The 17,155-nt window shown below is 70.0% G+C and carries 16 protein-coding genes; 12 read left to right on the plus strand and 4 right to left on the minus strand.

What is annotated here, in order from left to right:
- Positions 1 to 20: 20 nt before the first annotated feature.
- Positions 21 to 797: an SDR family oxidoreductase gene (locus AB0B91_RS40260; RefSeq protein WP_358331641.1), complete on the plus strand. Its 777-nt coding sequence runs from the start codon at positions 21 to 23 to the stop codon at positions 795 to 797.
- A gap of 99 nt (positions 798 to 896) precedes the next feature.
- Complete coding sequence (locus AB0B91_RS40265; protein WP_358331644.1) at positions 897 to 1,601, plus strand: expansin EXLX1 family cellulose-binding protein; 705 nt, start codon at positions 897 to 899, stop codon at positions 1,599 to 1,601.
- Between the two features lie 16 nt (positions 1,602 to 1,617).
- Here the strand turns inward: AB0B91_RS40265 and AB0B91_RS40270 are convergent, their stop codons facing one another.
- The 4 genes from AB0B91_RS40270 to AB0B91_RS40285 form a co-directional block, all read right to left on the minus strand.
- Positions 1,618 to 2,001: a VOC family protein gene (locus AB0B91_RS40270; protein WP_358331647.1), complete on the minus strand. Its 384-nt coding sequence runs from the start codon at positions 1,999 to 2,001 to the stop codon at positions 1,618 to 1,620.
- On the minus strand, positions 1,998 to 2,783 hold the full coding sequence (locus AB0B91_RS40275) for an ArsR family transcriptional regulator (protein WP_358331650.1): 786 nt from the start codon (positions 2,781 to 2,783) through the stop codon (positions 1,998 to 2,000). Before AB0B91_RS40275 ends, AB0B91_RS40270 begins: the two co-directional genes overlap by 4 nt.
- Positions 2,784 to 2,866: 83 nt before the next feature.
- Complete coding sequence (locus tag AB0B91_RS40280; RefSeq protein ID WP_358331653.1) at positions 2,867 to 4,087, minus strand: cytochrome P450; 1,221 nt, start codon at positions 4,085 to 4,087, stop codon at positions 2,867 to 2,869.
- Between the two features lie 99 nt (positions 4,088 to 4,186).
- Entirely contained in the window at positions 4,187 to 4,771 is a 585-nt protein-coding gene (locus tag AB0B91_RS40285; RefSeq protein ID WP_358331656.1) for a helix-turn-helix domain-containing protein, read from the minus strand.
- Between the two features lie 74 nt (positions 4,772 to 4,845).
- Between AB0B91_RS40285 and AB0B91_RS40290 the strand changes: the two genes are divergently transcribed.
- From AB0B91_RS40290 to AB0B91_RS40335, 10 genes are all read left to right on the plus strand, one after another.
- Positions 4,846 to 5,817: an SDR family oxidoreductase gene (locus AB0B91_RS40290; RefSeq protein WP_358331659.1), complete on the plus strand. Its 972-nt coding sequence runs from the start codon at positions 4,846 to 4,848 to the stop codon at positions 5,815 to 5,817.
- A gap of 61 nt (positions 5,818 to 5,878) precedes the next feature.
- Positions 5,879 to 7,066 (plus strand): hypothetical protein, encoded by a 1,188-nt coding sequence (locus AB0B91_RS40295; RefSeq protein ID WP_358331662.1) that lies wholly within the window; start codon positions 5,879 to 5,881, stop codon positions 7,064 to 7,066.
- A 97-nt stretch (positions 7,067 to 7,163) separates the two neighbouring features.
- Positions 7,164 to 8,201: an ABC transporter substrate-binding protein gene (locus AB0B91_RS40300; protein WP_358331665.1), complete on the plus strand. Its 1,038-nt coding sequence runs from the start codon at positions 7,164 to 7,166 to the stop codon at positions 8,199 to 8,201.
- Positions 8,198 to 9,799 carry a sugar ABC transporter ATP-binding protein gene (locus tag AB0B91_RS40305; protein ID WP_358331668.1) on the plus strand — a complete coding sequence of 534 codons (1,602 nt, stop codon included), beginning with the start codon at positions 8,198 to 8,200 and terminating at the stop codon, positions 9,797 to 9,799. Before AB0B91_RS40300 ends, AB0B91_RS40305 begins: the two co-directional genes overlap by 4 nt.
- The gene (locus AB0B91_RS40310) at positions 9,792 to 10,889 is read left to right on the plus strand and encodes an ABC transporter permease (protein ID WP_358331671.1); all 1,098 of its coding nucleotides are present in this window, start codon (positions 9,792 to 9,794) and stop codon (positions 10,887 to 10,889) included. The genes AB0B91_RS40305 and AB0B91_RS40310 overlap by 8 nt, the downstream gene beginning before the upstream one ends.
- Positions 10,890 to 11,021: 132 nt before the next feature.
- On the plus strand, positions 11,022 to 12,047 hold the full coding sequence (locus AB0B91_RS40315; protein WP_358331674.1) for a LacI family DNA-binding transcriptional regulator: 1,026 nt from the start codon (positions 11,022 to 11,024) through the stop codon (positions 12,045 to 12,047).
- Entirely contained in the window at positions 12,044 to 14,101 is a 2,058-nt protein-coding gene (locus tag AB0B91_RS40320) for a beta-galactosidase (RefSeq protein ID WP_358331677.1), read from the plus strand. Before AB0B91_RS40315 ends, AB0B91_RS40320 begins: the two co-directional genes overlap by 4 nt.
- Positions 14,094 to 15,419, plus strand: a complete 1,326-nt coding sequence (locus tag AB0B91_RS40325; protein WP_358331680.1) for a sugar ABC transporter substrate-binding protein — start codon at positions 14,094 to 14,096, stop codon at positions 15,417 to 15,419. The genes AB0B91_RS40320 and AB0B91_RS40325 overlap by 8 nt, the downstream gene beginning before the upstream one ends.
- Complete coding sequence (locus tag AB0B91_RS40330) at positions 15,416 to 16,312, plus strand: sugar ABC transporter permease (protein ID WP_358331683.1); 897 nt, start codon at positions 15,416 to 15,418, stop codon at positions 16,310 to 16,312. The genes AB0B91_RS40325 and AB0B91_RS40330 overlap by 4 nt, the downstream gene beginning before the upstream one ends.
- Positions 16,309 to 17,148 carry a carbohydrate ABC transporter permease gene (locus AB0B91_RS40335; protein ID WP_219527979.1) on the plus strand — a complete coding sequence of 280 codons (840 nt, stop codon included), beginning with the start codon at positions 16,309 to 16,311 and terminating at the stop codon, positions 17,146 to 17,148. The genes AB0B91_RS40330 and AB0B91_RS40335 overlap by 4 nt, the downstream gene beginning before the upstream one ends.
- Positions 17,149 to 17,155 lie beyond the last annotated feature (7 nt).

Genomic DNA, 17,155 nt, shown 5'->3' on the forward strand with positions numbered 1-17,155 from the left:
ACGCTTGGTAGTGTTGTGGCGTGCTGCTGGATGGCAAGGTCGCGGTCGTCACCGGGGCAGGTCCCGGGCTGGGTCGGACGCTGGCCGGGCTGCTGAGCGAGGAGGGCGCCAGGGTCGTCGTGGCCGCCCGTACCGCGGCGACCGTGACGAAGACCGCCGCCGAGGTGCCGGGCGCGCTGGCCGTCCCCGCCGACGTGACCAGGATCGACGACGTACGGCGGCTCGCCGACACCGTGATCGAGCAGTTCGGCCGGGTGGACGTGCTGGTCAACGCCGCCTTTCCCGGATCGCACCGCAGGAACGTGCTCGACATGTCGGCCGACGACCTGGAGACCTGGCGCGGGGCCGTCGAGACCGGCGGCTATGGGACGCTGCTGGCCTGCCGGTTCATCGCGCCGCACATGGTGGCCCAGGGGTCCGGCTCGATCGTCAACATCACCTCCATGTCGTCCCGCACGGGCTACGCGGGGCGCAGTGACTACGCCGCGGGCAAGGCCGCCGCGCACCTGCTGTCGCACTGCCTCGCCGACGAGCTCGGGCCGTACGGGGTCCGGGTGAACTGCGTCGCGCCCGGCTGGATCGCCAGCGACGTGCTGGAGGAGTGGATGCGTACCCGGGCGGCGGCGGAAGGCGTGCCGTTCGAGGAGATCCTCGCCCGCGACGTCTCGGCGATGGCGCTGCGCCGCATCGCCACGGAGGAGGACGTGGCCCGCGCCGTCGTCTACCTCGCCTCCGACCACGCCAAGGCCGTCACCGGCGCCACCATCGACGTCAATGGCGGCCAACTGTTCACGTGACAAGCCTTGAGCATCACATCTGGATATCTAGTGCTTTACCGTACCGTGATCCACTGATTTCGCTACTGTCGCATCCGTCCCGTACGAGAGGAACCCCGGATGCGACGTTTACCCTCCGTTCTCGCCACCGCGCTCGCCGCGATCTCCCTCCTCCCATCCCCCGCCCTGGCGCAACCCACCCGGAGCGAAGAGACCGCCCAAGTGACGGCGAAGGCGATCAAGGGGCAGGCGACCATGTACGAGCTCCAGTCGGGAGGCGGCAACTGCTCGTATCCGTCACCTCCCGCCGGCAACCTCTACGTCGCGCTCTCCCCCGGTGAGTACGCCGCCGCGGCCGCCTGCGGCGGCTACCTGGACGTCACCGGACCGAAGGGCACCGTCCGGGTCAAGGTCGTCGACCAGTGCCCGGAGTGCGCCGCGGGGCACATCGACCTGAGCCGTACGGCCTTCGCCCGCGTCGCGGACCCCGTCAAGGGCCTGGTGGGGGTCACCTACCGCCCGGTCGCCAACCCGCGCGTCGGCAGCCCGCTGTCCTTCCGCGTCAAGGAGGGGTCGTCGCAGTGGTGGCTGGCCCTGCTGGTCGTCGACCACGGCAACCCGCTCACGTCGGTCGAGGTGAAGAGCGCCGGCGGCGCGTGGCGCAAACTGGCCCGAGCCGACTACAACTACTGGATCGCCGAGTCCGGCGCGGGCCAGGGCCCCTTCACCGTGCGGGTCACCGACACCCGTGGCCACCAGGTCACGGCCAAGGGCATCCGCCTGACCCCCGCCGCGGTCCAGCGCACCACCACGAAGATGTACTGACACCGGCCGCTACGGTTCAGCGGGCCGGTTCGAACAGTTCGATGAGGTTGCCGGCCGGGTCGGTGAGCAGGATCTGGCGGCCGCCGGGGCCGGCGATGACGTCGCCGCGGAAGGACAGCCCGGCGGTGCGCAGCCGGTCGATCTCGGCGTCGAGGTCGTCGACGACGAGATGGATGCGGTTGCGGCCTGGCGCGGTGGAGTCGTCGGGCGTGGCCCGGGCGCCGGAGCTCGCCGGCCCGGACAGCAGCAGGCGCAGCGGGCCACGGACCACGTCGGCGAACGCGGGCGCGGGGTTGGTACGCAGGGTGAAGCCGAGATGAGTGGTGTAGAAGTGGACGGCGGCGGCCACGTCGTCGACGATGTAGCGGACACTGGCGAGCTCGTCGGGTGTTGTTGTCACGGCTGAACCTCCGTATTCGTGACGTGGGAAAGAACGGGCAGCAGATAGCGGATGCGCGTGTCGATGTCCGCCGCCATGTGTCTGAAGGCGGGGTAGCTCGCCTGATCGTTGTCGTTGGTGGCAGCGGGGTCCGGGATGCTCCAGTGGATCGGTCGCGGCTGATCACCGAACTCGGGGCGGACCTCGCGGACCTTGTCGCACAGGCTGATCAGGTGATCGAAATGGTGGTGGGCGACCGTATCCAGATGGCGTGGCCGTTGGCCGGCGATGTCGATGCCGTAGTGCTCGCGCAGGACTCGCACGGCGTTGGGGTGCACGTGTGGTTTGGGGTGGCTGCCGGCGCTGGCCGCCTCCACCTGACCGCTGGTGCGGTGGCGGAGCAGGGCCTCGGCGATGGGCGAGCGGGCGCTGTTGCCGGTACAGGCGAACAGCACGCGAGGCCGGGCCGAGAGTTCGGCGGTCGTGGCCGACGGTGGAGCGGGATCGAGGCGCAGCGCCGGGTGCAGGGCGGCACCGGCGGCGGTCAGCGCGTGCGCGCAGCGCTCCAGATCGAGGTGGTAGTAGCTGTCACGGGCGTCGAAGCTGCTCCGGTGGGCGGTGACCAGCCCGGCTCCACGCAGCAGTCGCAGATGGTAGGAGATCAGGTTCTGCGGGTGGCCGAGCAGGTCGACAAGCTCACGGACCCGGTAGTCGCTCGCGGCCAACTCGGTCAGCAGCCGCCACCGCAGCGGGTGGGCGGCCATGCGTACGAACGCCGGGGCCGTGCTATCCGTGGACACCACACTCAGCAGGTTACATCAAACCTGTTTGATGGATTTTCGTCCGGCCCGGCAACCAGGGGCTGTCCGGGCCGGACGTCAGCGCGTCAGTGAGTGGCTGTACCTAGGTCGACCGGCAGGGACAGCGGGCCGATCGTGAAGAACGACGGGGAGTACGGAATGTCGTCGGGGTCGATCGTGAGGCTGAGCTCCGGAAAACGCCGGTACAGCGAGGCGAGCGCCAAACGGCCCTCCATCCGGGCCAGCGGCGCCCCGATGCAGAACCGCGGGCCGTGACCGAAGCCGAGGTGTCCGGTCTGCTCGCGGGTGATGTCGAACTGGTTGGCGCTCTCGCCGTGCTCCGCCGGGTCGACGCCGGTCGCCTGGTAAACCACACCCACGGCGTTGCCTCGCGGGATGTGCACCCCGGCGATGGTCACGTCCTCCGCCGTGAAACGGAAGCTGGTCATCATCACCGAGTGGCGGTAGCGCACGGTCTCCTCGACCACGTCGGCCCACCGGTCCTCGGCCTTGGCGAGCTCCAACTGGCCGGGGTTCTGGGCCAGCGCGACGATGGCGTACCCGAGCAGGTGGACGGTGGTCTCGTGGCCGGCCACGAGCATGATCCACAGTACGCCGACCAGCTCGTCGGTGGTGAGGTGGTCACCCTCGTCGCGGGTCTGAACCAGGCCGGTGGTGAGGTCGTCGCCCGGTTCGCGCTGCTTGCGCTCCACGAGGTCGTGCAGGAAGGCCATGAGGTCGTTCTGCGTCGCGAACGCCACCTCCGGCGGAGTGGTGTGCGCCAGCAGTGTGGCGGTCCACTTTCGCAGCCGGAGCCGGTCCTCGGCGGGCACGCCGAACAGTTCGCAGATCACCCACATCGGCAGCGCCTCGGTGAAGGCGGGAACCAGGTCGACGCCGTCACCGGCGGCCGCCACCTCATCCAGTAAGTCATCGATCATCTGCTGGATCCGCGGCTCCATGGCCTGCACCCGGGCGGGCGTGAACGCCTTGCTGATCAGGCCGCGCAGCCGCCTGTGGTCGCCACCGTCCATCGTGGACAGGTGACCGCCCTGAATGATGGCGCGCAGCGGCCAGTCTTCGGGAATCGAGCCGTCGTGCAGCGCGGGCCAGTGCTGGGGATCCCTGAGGAAGGTCTTGTTGTCGCCGGCGAGGATCTCCCGTACCGCCTTGTGGGTCAGTGCCAGGTAGGCGGGTACGCCCCCCGGGAATTCCACCTCGACCACAGGAGCGATCTCCCGGAACCGGATGCAGGTGTCGAGCGGGTTTTCGCCCATGACCGGGAAGGAGGGGAGGCTAGTCGTCATTTGACCCCTTAGTCAGGAACTCGGTAAATATCCAGTGATCACATCACATAGCGGTTGGGGTCTACAAACAACAGATATCAGTGATCAGTAACGAGATGGTTACCTTGTGTCCACCCTAGAGCTGCCCGCGGTCACGGCTTTCAGCTCGTCCATCGACTCCCGGATGACTTGCGACAAGTCCGACTGGCCGGTCTCGTCGATCCAGCGGGCGAAGGCGATCCTGAAGACGGCGATCCCCGCCTCGGCGGCCAGGCTCGCGGCCGGGTCGGTGATGCCACGCAGGCGCAACGCGTCGGCCAGCGCCGAGGCGAGTGATACGAGCTTGATCAGCTCACGCTCTCGAAGCTCCGCGTTCGCGGCGATGATGGCCTGGCGCCGCTGGGAGTGTTCGCGGCGCTCCTGGAACAGGGCACCGGCGGCCTCCAGGGCCGCGGCTATCGCGTCGATCGGCGCCGCGGAATCAGGCGCGTCGGCGACGGCGTGCACAAAGAGCTCTTGAAGTGCGCCCTGCCCCCCGAACAGAACCTCGCGCTTGTCGGCGAAGTGCCGGAAGAACGTTCGCTCCGTGAGCCCCGCCCGCTTGGCGATCTCGGCGACTGTGGTCTGTTCGTAGCCGCGTTCGCCATAGAGCTCCAGTGCCGCCTGCTCAAGCCTGCCGCGCGCGTTCGGCTCCCATCGCCCCATGCCCAGATCATAGTTGATGACAGTGACTGACATGCCATACAGTGATGTCAGTACCTGACATCGGAGGTTCTCTCATGCATGTTTTCGTCACCGGCGCGTCCGGCTGGATCGGCTCCGCCGTCGTCCCCGAGCTCATCGGCGCGGGCCATCAGGTCACCGGGCTGGCCCGCTCGGACGCCTCGGCCGCCGCCCTCACCGCGGCCGGTGCGCAGGTGCATCGCGCAACGCTTGACGATCTCGACAGCCTGCGCAGTGCGGCTGCCGCGTCGGACGGCGTGATCCACCTCGCGTTCAAGCACGACATCGCCTTCTCGGGCGACTTCCAGGGCGCCGTCGACGCGGATCGGCGCGCTGTCGAGGCACTCGGCGAGGCACTCGCGGGTTCCGATCGGCCGTTCGTGCTCGCCTCCGGGATGCTCGGGCTGGCGCCGGGGCGAGTGGCGACCGAACAGGACGGGCGTGGTCCCGACTCAGGTGCGGCGCAGCCGAGCAGCGGCGCGCAGAGTGCCACCGCGCTGCCGGGCGGCGGTGCGCAGGGCCGGCTGGCCACCGCGCAGTTGACGCTCGCCCTCGCTTCCCGCGGCGTCCGCTCGTCGGTGGTACGACTCCCCCCGACGGTGCACGGCGAAGGAGACTACGGCTTCATGGCGATGCTGGTCGGCATCGCCCGCGACAAGGGCGTATCCGGCTACCCCGGCGACGGGGCCAACCGCTGGTGCGCCGCGCACCGGCTCGATGCCGCGCACCTGTTCCGCCTGGCGCTGGAGAAGGCCCCGGCGGGATCGGTGCTGCACGCCGTCGCCGACCAGGGCGTGCCGATCCGGACCGTCGCCGAAGTGATCGGCCGGCAGCTCGGCATGCCGGTGGCCGCCATCTCTCCCGAGGAGGCGGGCGCGCACTTCGGCTGGCTGGCCGGCCCCCTCTCGGCCGACAGCCCGGCCTCGAGCACGCTGACCCGGGAACTCCTGGGCTGGCAGCCGACTCAACCCGGGCTCATCGACGACCTCGAGAAGGGCCACTACTTTGATCTACCGACTCAGGACTGACGAGACGACCCCCGAAAGCGGACAATAGATACAAATCACCTAGGCGGTCGGGGGAACGCCAATGGTCGACATCGATGTTCCGATCTGGGCCGCGCGTCTGCGGGTCCTGCGCCGGGGACGGCTGTGGAGCCACCGGGAGCTCGGGAGGCGGCTGGCCGACGCGGCGGACGAGACGTCGCGCGATCAACTGCCCGAACCGGAGACGCTCAGCTCGATGATTCGGCTCTGGGAGAGCGGGGAGCGGCGGCCCGACGAGGCGTACGCGCAGCTGCTCTGCCGGGCGTTCGGCGTGGCGGAGTCGGACCTCTTCGTCGGGGACGCGGCAGGCACCACTCTGTGGCACTACCTCACCGGCATTCCGCTGCGGTCGGGGATGTTCACCGCCGAGGAGGAGGAGCGCACCGGCCGGGCGATCGAGGCACCTCAGCGGGCCGACGAAGGAACCGTCCAGTACTTCAAGGCCACCATCGACGCCTACACCCGGGCCGATCTCCGGCCCGCCGACCTGATCCACGTGCTGCGGCCGGTGTTCGCCGGGATCGAGGAGTTCCACCGCGAGGCCGGTCCGCCCGTCCGGCGGGCCTTCCTCATGCTCGCCGCGGAGAACGCGGAGCTGATCAGTCGCATGCACCATGAGGCCGGCGACCCCGACGAGGCGCTGGCGTGGTCGGACGAGGCCATCCGCGATGCGCGTGAGGCGGCGGACGCGCTGCTGGAGGCCTACACGCTCGCCCAGCGGGGCGGTCTTTCCGACATCGGCGATCCCGGCCGGCTCGTCCACCTCGCCGTCGCCGCCCGCGAACGCGCCCACCTGCCGCCGTGGGTGGACGCCCTGTCGCGGGACCACGAAGCGCAAGGTCACGCTCTCGCCGGGGACGTGGACATGTGTCATCGCCGCCTGGAGGAGTCGGCGCAGTCGCTGGAGGAATGCGGCGCCGAGCCGCCCTACCCGACAGAAGCGCACAACGCGCTGTGCGCCGGCTGTCTCGTCGATCTCGGCCAGGCCGGCGGCGCGATCGAGATCCTGGAACACGAACCGCCGAAGACGCAGCCGACCTATGCCGTCGCCTACGCCCTGGCCCGCATGGCCCACGCGTACGCCGACACCCACGAGAGGGAGCGGTCGGCCGAGACGGCCCGTCAGGCTCTTGCCCTGGCCAGGCGGAGCGGCGCGCTGCGAGCACTGCGCGAACTCGCCAGGGTCCAGCTTCCCCGCCAGGACGTGAGGCACAGACGCATCCTGCTGTAGGACGCGCGGGTAATGCGTTCTTTTCTCTTTGCTAGCTCCACCCAGTGAATTACCGGGCTTTGCTGGAAGGAAATAAAGATTTCTCCGGGGGGCCGTCATGGCTCGTTCTCGTATCGTCTTCTCGCTCTCACTGGTCGCGGCCATCGCGCTGGTGGCGCTGGTACTCGGGGTGGTGGGCGGCCGGGCGACAAGCTCGGCCGTACAGGCGTCGGGCGGCGGCAAGGGCGGGGTGGCCAGCGGCAAGAAGATCGACGTGGTCATCAAGGCGAGCGACTCCTCGTTCTGGCAGACGATGATCGCCGGCGCCAAACAGGCGGGTGGGGACTTCGGGCTCAATGTGAGCACCTTCGGCCCGACGTCCGAGACGAACATCGACCAGCAGGTCCAGCTGGTGGAGAACTCCATCTCCCGGGGCGCTGACGGGCTGGTCATCGCGCCCAACTCCTCCAGCGCCCTGAACTCGGCGATCGACCGGGCGCGCAAGGCGGGTCTCAAGGTCATCACCGTGGACAGCCGCGTGACCACCCCCTCGGAGGGGTTCATCGGCACCGACAACGTCAAGGCCGGGATGCAGGCGGGCAAGCGCATGTGCGCGCTGCTCAAGGCGCAGAACAAGACGAGCGGCAGCGTGATGATCGAGTCCTCCGTGGCCGGCATCCAGTCACTCGTCGATCGGGACGCCGGCTTCAAGCAGGGCATCGCGATCAACTGCCCGCAGGTCAAGGTGGCGATGCAGCGCTTCAACAACAACGACATCAACACCGCGGCCTCGCAGGTCAACGACGCGCTGACCGCCAACCCGAACCTGGCGGGGGTGTTCGCGGACAACAACACCTCAGGTGTCGGCGCAGCTCGGGCGATCCAGGACAACCACGCCGCCGAGACCGTCCCCGTCGTGGCCTTCGACTCCGACCCGCAGGAGAACGCCGCGCTGTCCGCCGGCACCATCGACGCGCTGGTGGTGCAGAACCCCTACTTCTTCGGCTACCAGGGCGTCCTGGCCGCCGGGATGGCCACGGTCAACCGCATCCCGCCGCGTGACATCGATCCCGGGGCGGTCGTGGCCGACAAGACGAACATGACCGAACCCGACGTCAAGCAGCTGCTCAACCCGCCGACGATGAAGGCGGAATGATGGCCGATCCCGTCGTCGAACTGCACGGCGTCTCCAAGGCCTTCGGCCCCGTCCAGGCACTCAATGACGTCTCGCTCCGGCTGATCCCCGGCCAGGTGAACTGCCTCGCCGGGGAGAACGGCGCCGGGAAGTCGACCCTGATCCGGGTCCTGACGGGCGCGCTGCGCCGGGACAGCGGCAGCTACGAGATCGACGGCCGGCCGGTCACCACGCCGACCCCGGCATCCGTACGCGCGGCCGGCGTCCAGGCCGTCTACCAGGAGCTCAGCCTGCTGCCCCACCTGTCGGTCGCGGAGAACCTGTTCATGGGCCGCCTTCCCTCGCGTACCGGGATCATCGCCAGGAGCCGGCTGCAGACCCGCGCCAGGAAGGCCCTCGACGAGGTCGGCCTGACGGAGCTCAGCCCGCAGGCGATCGTGGAACGGCTCCCGGCGGCCACCCGCCAGCTCGTGGAGATCGCCAAGGTGCTGACCGCGGACTCCGTCAAGGTGATCGTCTTCGACGAGCCGACCACGGCGCTCACCGAGGCGGAGTCGGAACGACTGCTCCAGCACATCCTGCGGCTGCGCGAGCGCGGTATCGCGATGCTCTACGTGACCCACCGGCTTGAGGAGATGTTCGAGATCGGCGACTGGGTGACCGTCCTGCGGGACGGGGGCCTGTCCGAGGCCGGGCCGATCAGCAGGTACGACGAGGACCGGCTGATCACCGCCATGGTCGGCCGGGAGATCAGCTCGCTCTATCCGGAGACCCACCGGCACGCGGGAACGCCCGCGCTCCAGGTCCGGGGGCTGCGCCGGTTCGACGGCTCGCCGAGCATCGACCTCCACGTCGGGGCCGGGGAGATCCTCGGCATCGGCGGGCTGCTGGGGGCGGGACGGAGCGGGTTGCTGCTGTCCATCTTCGGCGCCGCTCCCATCGTGGCCGGTCAGGTGGAGGTCGGGGGCAAGCCGGTGAAACCGTCCGGGCCGCGCACGATGATGAACGCCGGAGTAGGGCTCCTCACCGAGGACCGAAAGGTGCTGGGCCTGCTGCCGGAGCTGTCGATCCGGGAGAACGTCACCATCGCGAGCCTGCGCAGCGGCTCTCGCCACGGTCTGCTGCCCGGCCGCGAACAGGCCGAAGAGGCGGACCGGCTGCTCGACAGCCTGCGGCTGCGTGCCGGTTCCTACGACCAGCCGGTGTCGACGCTGTCCGGCGGCAACCAGCAGAAGGTCCTGCTCGCCCGATGGCTGCTCACCAAGCCGAAGGTGCTGATGTTCGACGAGCCCACGAAGGGCATCGACGTCGGGGCCAAGGGCGAGCTCTACACCGTCATCGGTGATCTGGCGGCGAGCGGGCTGGGGATCATCGTGGTCTCGTCGTACCTCCCGGAGCTGCTGGGGCTCGCCGATCGCATCCTCGTGCTGCGCGACGGGGCGGTCGCGGGCGAGCTGCCCGGCACCGCCACCGAGGAGGAGGTGCTCCACCTGGCGAGCGGCACCGGAGGCGCCGGGCCTCCGCCCGCCGCGGACGAGCATCCGGCCCCCGCGGACGAGAGTCCGGCCACCGCAGGCGAGAGCACGGGCGACCCAGGAGAGGTGAGCCGAGATGCCTAAGCTGATCTGGCGCGAGCCGATCGAGACCACGACGATCACCAACCGGCCACCCAGCGGCGCAACAGACGAGGCGGCGGCGCTGGAGACGGTGCCGCAGCCCAGGCAGGCGGCCGAGGCGAAGGCCGAGCCCAAGCGACGGGTCATCACGCTGGGAGACATCGCCGGACGGGAGAGCGGCGGGCTCGTCGTGCTGCTCGTGGCGATCGGCGCCCTCACGCTCGCCAGCGACGAGTTCCTCACCGGCAACAATCTGGCCAACCTCGCCCGTCAGGTCGCCATCTTCGGGATCATCGCGGTCGGCCAGCTCCTGGTCATCCTGACCGCCGGGATCGACCTGTCGGTCGGCTCGATTCTCGGCCTGTCCGGCGCCTCCACCGCGCAGTTCCTGGTCGCGGGCATGCCGATCCTGCCGTCGATCCTGCTCGGCGTGGCGATCGGCACCGTGCTCGGGATCGTCAACGGCCTGCTGGTGACCCGGGCCCTGCTGCCGCCGTTCATCGCGACGCTGGGCATGCTCGGCATCGCCCGCGGACTGGTCCTGGTCACCACCGACGCCCAGACTATTCAGGGCGTACCGGACGCATTCCAGGTCATCGCCAACGGCACGATCCTGGGCATCCCCAACCTGCTCATCATCGCCGCGGCGATCACCGCCGTCATGTGGTTCGTGCTCGCCCGGACGGTCTTCGGCCGCTACATCTACGCCGTCGGCTCGAACCCGGAGTCGGCCCGCCTCGCGGGCGTCCCCGTCCGGATGGTGACGATCTCGGTCTACATGATCTCGGGCCTGCTCGCCGGTCTCGGCGGGGTGCTGCTCGCCTCCCGCCTGGGAGCCGGCATCCCCACCGCCGGCACCGGCTTCGAGCTCAACGCGATCGCCGCCTGCGTCATCGGCGGCGCCAGCCTGTTCGGCGCGAAGGGCAGCGCTATCGGCGCCGCCACCGGAGCGCTGATCATGGGCGTGCTCAACAACGGCGGCAACCTCCTGGCGATCAACGCCTTCTACCTCCAGATCGCCATCGGCGTGCTCATCCTCGTCGCGGTCGGGTTCGACCAGCTCAACACCAGGCGGTCAGCCGCGAGCGGCTGACCACGCAAGCCGTATTTAGGACAGCAGATTTAACGATATTGACATCTCCACAAAACGGACTCTAGGTTGTGCGAAACGTTTCGACAACCGTACAGGCCGGTCATCGGCGGCCGGGCACAGGGCCGGAGTGGAATGTCTTCGATACATGACGTGGCCGAGCGGGCGCAGGTGGCGGTCAGCACCGTCTCCGCCGCGCTCAACGGCACCCGCCCGGTGGCCGCGGCGACCAAGCGGCGCATCGAGCAGGCCGCGGCCGAGCTCGGATACCGCCCGAACCTGCTGGCCCGGGGCCTGCAGAGCAAGCGGACGCGCATCCTGGCGCTGCTGTTCCCCGCGCCGCGCAGCGGGTTCGGGCTCACCGAGATGCAGTTCGCCACCGGTGCCGCCGAGGCGGCCAGCGAGCTGGGCTATCACCTGCTGCTCTCGCCCGAGAACGCCGACCCGATCGAGGAGCTGCGCCACCTCACCGGCTTGGGGCTGGTGGACGGCGTACTGCTGATGGAGGTGGGCCTCGACGACGAGCGGCCGGAGTTCCTGTCGGCGGCCGGGGTCGCGTTCAGCATGATAGGGCGGACCCGCGAGCCCGGCTCGATCGACTACGCCGACATCGATTTCGCGGCGACGGCCAGGGACGCCGTGGCGCACGTGGCCGGGCTGGGGCATCGCAAGCTGGCCTTCTTCAACCTGTCGACCGACACGTACGCGGCCCAGTACGGGCCCGCGATCCGGGCCGAGATCGAGTTCGCCGGGGCCGCCCGCGCGGCCGGGATCGGTTACGTGGACGACTTCCGCCCCGGCTCGGCCGAGGAGGGCCGGCAGGCGTTCGAGGAGCTGGTCGCCGCGCATCCCGACGTGACGGCGCTGGCCGTGATGGACGATCACGCGGCGGTCGGCGTGATCGCCGCCGTGGCGGCGCGCGGCTGGCGGATCCCCGCGGACCTGACGCTGCTGCTGGTGCTGTCGTCGGCGCGGGTCGCCGAGATGTTCCACCCCAGGCTCACCACGCTGGAGCCGCCCAGCGCCGAGCTGGGCCGGCTCGGCGCGCAAATGCTCATCGACCGGCTGCAGGGCGACGGCCCGCCACAGCAGCGGCTCGTGCCCTGCCGCCTGGTGATCGGCGACAGCTCCGCACCACCTCGCGAAGAGAGGACACCATGAGGCTGGGAACGCACACGCTGACCGACGGGCGTGGGCTGCTGTTCGGCGGGGACTACAACCCCGAGCAGTGGCCGGAGGAGGTCTGGGCCGAGGACGTCGAGCTGATGAAGGCGGCCGGGGTCAACCTGGTCACCGTCGGCGTGTTCAGCTGGGCGCGGATCGAGCCGGAGCCGGGCGCGCGGGACTTCGGCTGGCTGGACCGGGTGCTCGACCTGCTCGGCTCGGCCGAGATCGCGGTCGATCTGGCCACGCCGACCGCCTCGCCGCCGCCGTGGCTGGGACACCGCTGGCCGGAGACGCTGCCGGTCGACGAGTCGGGGCACCGCCTCTGGTACGGCTCGCGCAACCAGTTCTGCCCGTCGTCGCCGGTCTACCGGGAGCGGGCGCTGGCCATCGTGACCGACTTGGCCGACCGGTACGCCCACCACCCCGCACTGGCGCTGTGGCACGTGGGCAACGAGTACGGCCAGATCTGCCACTGCGACGAGTCCGCGGCGGCGTTCCGCACCTGGCTCCAGGACCGCCACGGCGACCTGGACGCGCTCAACGAGGCGTGGGGCACCACGTTCTGGAGCCAGCGCTACAGCGACTGGGCCGAGATCATCCCCCCGCGCCGCGCCCCGTACCTGATCAATCCCACGCAGCGGCTCGACTGGCAGCGCTTCTGCTCCGACGCGCTGCTCGCCCACTACCAGGCCGAACGCGACATCCTGCGCGGCCGCACCCCCGGCACGCCGGTCACCACGAACTTCATGGGCCTGTTCAAGCCGGTCGACTACTGGTCGTGGGCCGGCGAAGAGGACATCGTCTCCAACGACTGCTACCCCGACCCGGCGGACCCGCTCTCCCCCGCGCGGACCGCGCTCACGCACGACCTGATGCGCGGGCTCGGCCAGGGGCGGCCCTGGCTGCTGATGGAGCAGGCCACCAACGGCGTCAACTGGCGCCCGCACAACCTGCCCAAGCCGCCGGGGCAGTTCCGGCTCGAATCGCTGCAGGCGGTGGCCCGCGGCGCGGACGGGCTCTGCTACTTCCAGTGGCGGGCCTCGCGGTTCGGCGCCGAGCGCTTCCACGCCGCGATGGTGCCGCACGCGGGCCCGGACACGCGCCTGCACGCCGAGGTCCGCGCGCACGGCCAGGAACTCCGCCAGCTCGCCTCCGTGGCGGGCGAGCCGGTGCCGGCGCAGGTGGCGATGGTGTTCGACTGGGCGAGTTGGTGGGCGCTGGAGGAGCGCGGCCGGCCCAGCGACCGCCTCAACGCACCGGACCAGCTCCTGAGCTACTACCTGCCGTTCTGGGAACGCGGCGTGAGCGTGGACCTGGTGCCGCCCTCGGCCGAGCTGAGCGGTTACCCGCTGGTCGTGGTGCCGAATCTCTACCTCGTCAGCGATCAGGACGCCGCCGCCTTGACCGCGTATGTGCATGGCGGCGGCGTGCTGATGGTCGGGCCGTTCTCCGGGATCGTGGATCCGCGGGCGCACGTGCGTACCGGGCGGTTCCCCGCGCCGCTGCGCGAGGTGCTCGGCGCGTCCGGCGAGGAGTGGCTGCCCGCGCCCGATGACCGGCCCGTGCGCTGCCGGTGGACCGGCGGCGAGTTCGCCGCGCACGCATTGACCGGCGGCGCTGAGTTCATCGCGCACACCTGGACCGAACTGGTCGAGGCGGAGGGCGCCGAGACGGTGGCCGAGTTCGTCGAGGGCGATCTCGCCGGGCACCCCGCCGTGCTGCGGCACCGCGCCGGGCAGGGCGTCGCCTGGTACGTGGCGACCATGCCCGAGCCGGCCGCGCTCGGCGCGCTGGCCGGGCGGCTGCTGGCCGACGCGGACGTGCGCGGGGTCCTGCCCGACCTGCCGCCGGGCGTCGAGGCGGTACGCCGCGGCGACGTCCTGTTCCTGCTCAACCATGGCACCGCCACCGTACGGGTGCCGATCCCCCACGCGGCCGATGACCTGCTGACCGGATCCCCCGCGACGGGCCACGTCACGCTCACGCCGCGCGCGGTCGCCGCGCTGCGCCCCCGAGTTCAACCACCGTTTGGAGATCCCCTTGCGTAGAAGAACGTTCCTCGCCTCGTCGGCCGCCACGCTGCTCCTGGCCGGTTGCGGCAGCACCGACGACTCCGGCTCCGATGCCACCGCCCCGGCTCCCTCGCCCATCGCCGGGGACGAGAACGCCGCGGCCTCCCTGGTCTTCTGGAGCTGGGCGGAGAACATCCAGCGCGTCGTCGACCTCTGGAACAAGAAGAACCCCACCCAGCAGGTCACCCTCAGCGGGCAGGCCGCCAGTGACGAGCTGATCGCCAAGTTCCTGACCGCGGTCAAGGCGGGCAACGCGCCCGACGTCCTACAGGCGGAGTACCAGTCGCTGCCGACCCTGATCACCAACAACGCCCTCCAGGACCTGACCAATTCGATCACCCCGGTCAAGTCCGCCTTCCCCGAGGGCACCTGGAACCTGACCTCCTTCGGCGGCGCCACCTACGCGATTCCCGCGGACGTCGGCCCGATGATGCTCTTCTACCGCGCGGACCTGTTCGAGAAGCTGGGCCTTGCGGTGCCGCAGACCTGGGAGGAGTTCGGCGCGCTCGCCGAAACGGTCCGGCAGAAGGACCCCAAGCGCTACCTGACCACGTTCTCCCCCGGCGACGCCGGCTGGGTGGCCGGGTTCGCCCAGCAGGCCGGGGCCAACTGGTGGTCCAACCAGAAGGAGGCGTGGAAGGTCGCCATCGACGACCCGGCCACCCGCAAGGTGCTGAGCTTCTGGGGTGGGCTGGTCAACTCGGGCGCGGTGCTCGGCGACCCGATGTACACCCCGCAGTGGAACAGCCAGATGAACGACGGCACCATCATCGCCTGGCCCAGCGCGGTCTGGGGCTCCGGCGTCCTGGCGGGCGTCGCCCCCTCCAGCAAGGGCAAGTGGAAGATGGCCCCGCTGCCGCAGTGGAGCGCGGGCGAGAACGTCACCGGCTTCTGGGGCGGCTCGTCCACCGCGGTGAGCGCGACCTCCAAGCAGAAGGCGCCGGCGGCGAAGTTCGCCAGGTGGCTGAGCACCGACCCCGAGGCGCTGAAGGTGCTCGTCGAGATCGGCCTCTATCCGGCCGCCACGCTCGGCCAGACCTCCGGCGGGCTCGACGCCGCGCCCGCGTACATGACCGGCCAGCCCGACTACTACGAGTCGGCCTCGAAGATCTCGAAGACGGCGCGCGGCTTCGACAGCTGGGGGCCGAACACCAACGTCACCTACGGCCAGTTCGAGGACAAGCTGCCGACCGCGGTCAAGACCAAGGCCGACCTCGCGGCCGTGGCCACGCAGGTGCAGCAGGCGAGCGTCGCCGACCTGAAGAAGCAGGGCTACCAGGTCGTCGGCGGATGACCGGAAGGCAGAAACGCGCGCCCTACCTGATGGCGGCGCCGGCCGTCATCCTGTTCACGGTCTTCATCGTGGTGCCGATCGGATACGCCATCTGGCTGAGCCTGCACGCCATGCGGGTGCGGGGCGCCGGGTTCGGCATCCGGACCGAGGTGTTCATCGGCCTGGCGAACTACCTGGAGGCGATCCAGGACGCGGCGCTGTACGAGGCGATGCGGCGCATGCTCGGCTACGGCGTGATCATGGTGCCCGCCACCATGGGCCTGGCCCTGCTGTTCGCGCTGCTGCTGGACGCGCCCAGGGTCGGGGGCAAGCGCGCCTCGCGGATCACGATCTTCCTGCCGTACGCGGTGCCGGGCGTCATCGCCAGCCTGCTGTGGGGGTTCATCTACCTGCCGGCGGTCAGCCCGATCAGCGCCGCCCTGAAGGGGGCCGGACTGCCGGCCGCGGACTTCTTCGGCGATGTGTCGATCTTCTTCTCGGTGGCCAACATCGCCGTGTGGGGCTCGGTCGGGTTCAACATGGTGGTGCTCTACACCACGCTGCGGGCCATCCCCAAGGAGCTGTACGAGGCCGCCCGCCTCGACGGCGCCAGTGAGTGGCGGATCGCGCTGCGGATCAAGGTGCCGCTCCTGCGCCCGGCGCTCACCATGACCTCGGTCTTCACCCTGATCGGCATGCTGCAGGTCTTCAGCGAACCGGCCACGCTGCGGCCGATGACCAACGCCATCAGCCAGGACTGGGTGCCCCTGATGCGGATCTACCAGCAGGCGTTCGTGGACAACGACATCTACCTGGGCGCGGCCAGTTCGGTGCTGCTGGCCGGCGCGACGGTGCTGCTGTCGCTGGGCGCGCTGGCCGTCTTCAGGACCCGTAGCGTGAGGAGCGATCGATGAGAGCGCGCACCAAGATCGTGCCCACGCTGATCCTGGCGCTCGGCGGCGTGTACGCCCTGCTGCCCCTGCTGTGGGTGGTGATCGCGGCGACGAAGGGCCCGGAGGAGCTGTTCACCACGTTCTCCGGCTGGCCCAGCTTCAACGGCGGCTTCACCGGGAACATCGCCGCGCTCAGCGCGTACGGCAACGGGCGGTTCTGGCTGTGGATGCTCAACAGCCTCATCTACGCCGGCGGCGGCGCGTTCCTGACCGTGGTCGTGTCGGCCGCGTGCGGGTACGCCCTGGCCAAGTTCCGCTTCGCCGGGCAGCGGCTGATCTTCGGGGCGCTGCTGGCCGGGGTGCTGGTGCCGCAGATCACCCTGGCCATCCCGCAGTACCTGCTGCTGTCGGACATGGGGCTGGTCGGCACCTACTGGTCGGTCATCCTGCCCAGCGTCATCAGCCCGTACAGCATCTATCTGTGCCGCATCTACGCCGCCGCGGCCGTGCCGGACGAGATCCTCGAGGCCGGGCGGGTGGACGGGGCGGGCGAGTTCCGGCTGCTGTGGTCGGTCGGTGTGCCGATCATGACGCCGGGGCTGGTGACGGTGTTTTTGTTGCAGTTCATCGGCATCTGGAACAACTTCCTGCTGCCGTACATCATGTTGGCGAACGACGACCGCTTCCCGCTCACCGTAGGGCTCTACTCGCTGCTCAACCGGGGGGCCTCGCAGCCGGCCCTGTACAGCCTGGTGATCAGCGGCTCGCTGCTGTCGATCATCCCGATCATCGCGCTGTTCCTGTTCCTGCAGCGGTTCTGGCGGCTCGATCTCGTGGCCGGCAGCGTCAAGGGCTGACCACCCC

It is taken from the genome of Nonomuraea sp. NPDC049141, assembly GCF_040648415.1.
In the GTDB taxonomy this organism is placed as follows: domain Bacteria; phylum Actinomycetota; class Actinomycetes; order Streptosporangiales; family Streptosporangiaceae; genus Nonomuraea.

Bases quoted from the DNA above. Each gene is read 5' to 3' on its own strand.
- AB0B91_RS40265 (WP_358331644.1), top strand. From the start codon at position 897: ATGCGACGTTTACCCTCCGTTCTCGCCACCGCGCTCGCCGCGATCTCC.
- AB0B91_RS40280 (WP_358331653.1), bottom strand. From the start codon at position 4,087: ATGACGACTAGCCTCCCCTCCTTCCCGGTCATGGGCGAAAACCCGCTC.
- AB0B91_RS40285 (WP_358331656.1), bottom strand. From the start codon at position 4,771: ATGGGGCGATGGGAGCCGAACGCGCGCGGCAGGCTTGAGCAGGCGGCA.
- AB0B91_RS40290 (WP_358331659.1), top strand. From the start codon at position 4,846: ATGCATGTTTTCGTCACCGGCGCGTCCGGCTGGATCGGCTCCGCCGTC.
- AB0B91_RS40295 (WP_358331662.1), top strand. From the start codon at position 5,879: ATGGTCGACATCGATGTTCCGATCTGGGCCGCGCGTCTGCGGGTCCTG.
- AB0B91_RS40300 (WP_358331665.1), top strand. From the start codon at position 7,164: ATGGCTCGTTCTCGTATCGTCTTCTCGCTCTCACTGGTCGCGGCCATC.
- AB0B91_RS40305 (WP_358331668.1), top strand. From the start codon at position 8,198: ATGATGGCCGATCCCGTCGTCGAACTGCACGGCGTCTCCAAGGCCTTC.
- AB0B91_RS40310 (WP_358331671.1), top strand. From the start codon at position 9,792: ATGCCTAAGCTGATCTGGCGCGAGCCGATCGAGACCACGACGATCACC.
- AB0B91_RS40315 (WP_358331674.1), top strand. From the start codon at position 11,022: ATGTCTTCGATACATGACGTGGCCGAGCGGGCGCAGGTGGCGGTCAGC.
- AB0B91_RS40320 (WP_358331677.1), top strand. From the start codon at position 12,044: ATGAGGCTGGGAACGCACACGCTGACCGACGGGCGTGGGCTGCTGTTC.
- AB0B91_RS40330 (WP_358331683.1), top strand. From the start codon at position 15,416: ATGACCGGAAGGCAGAAACGCGCGCCCTACCTGATGGCGGCGCCGGCC.
- AB0B91_RS40335 (WP_219527979.1), top strand. From the start codon at position 16,309: ATGAGAGCGCGCACCAAGATCGTGCCCACGCTGATCCTGGCGCTCGGC.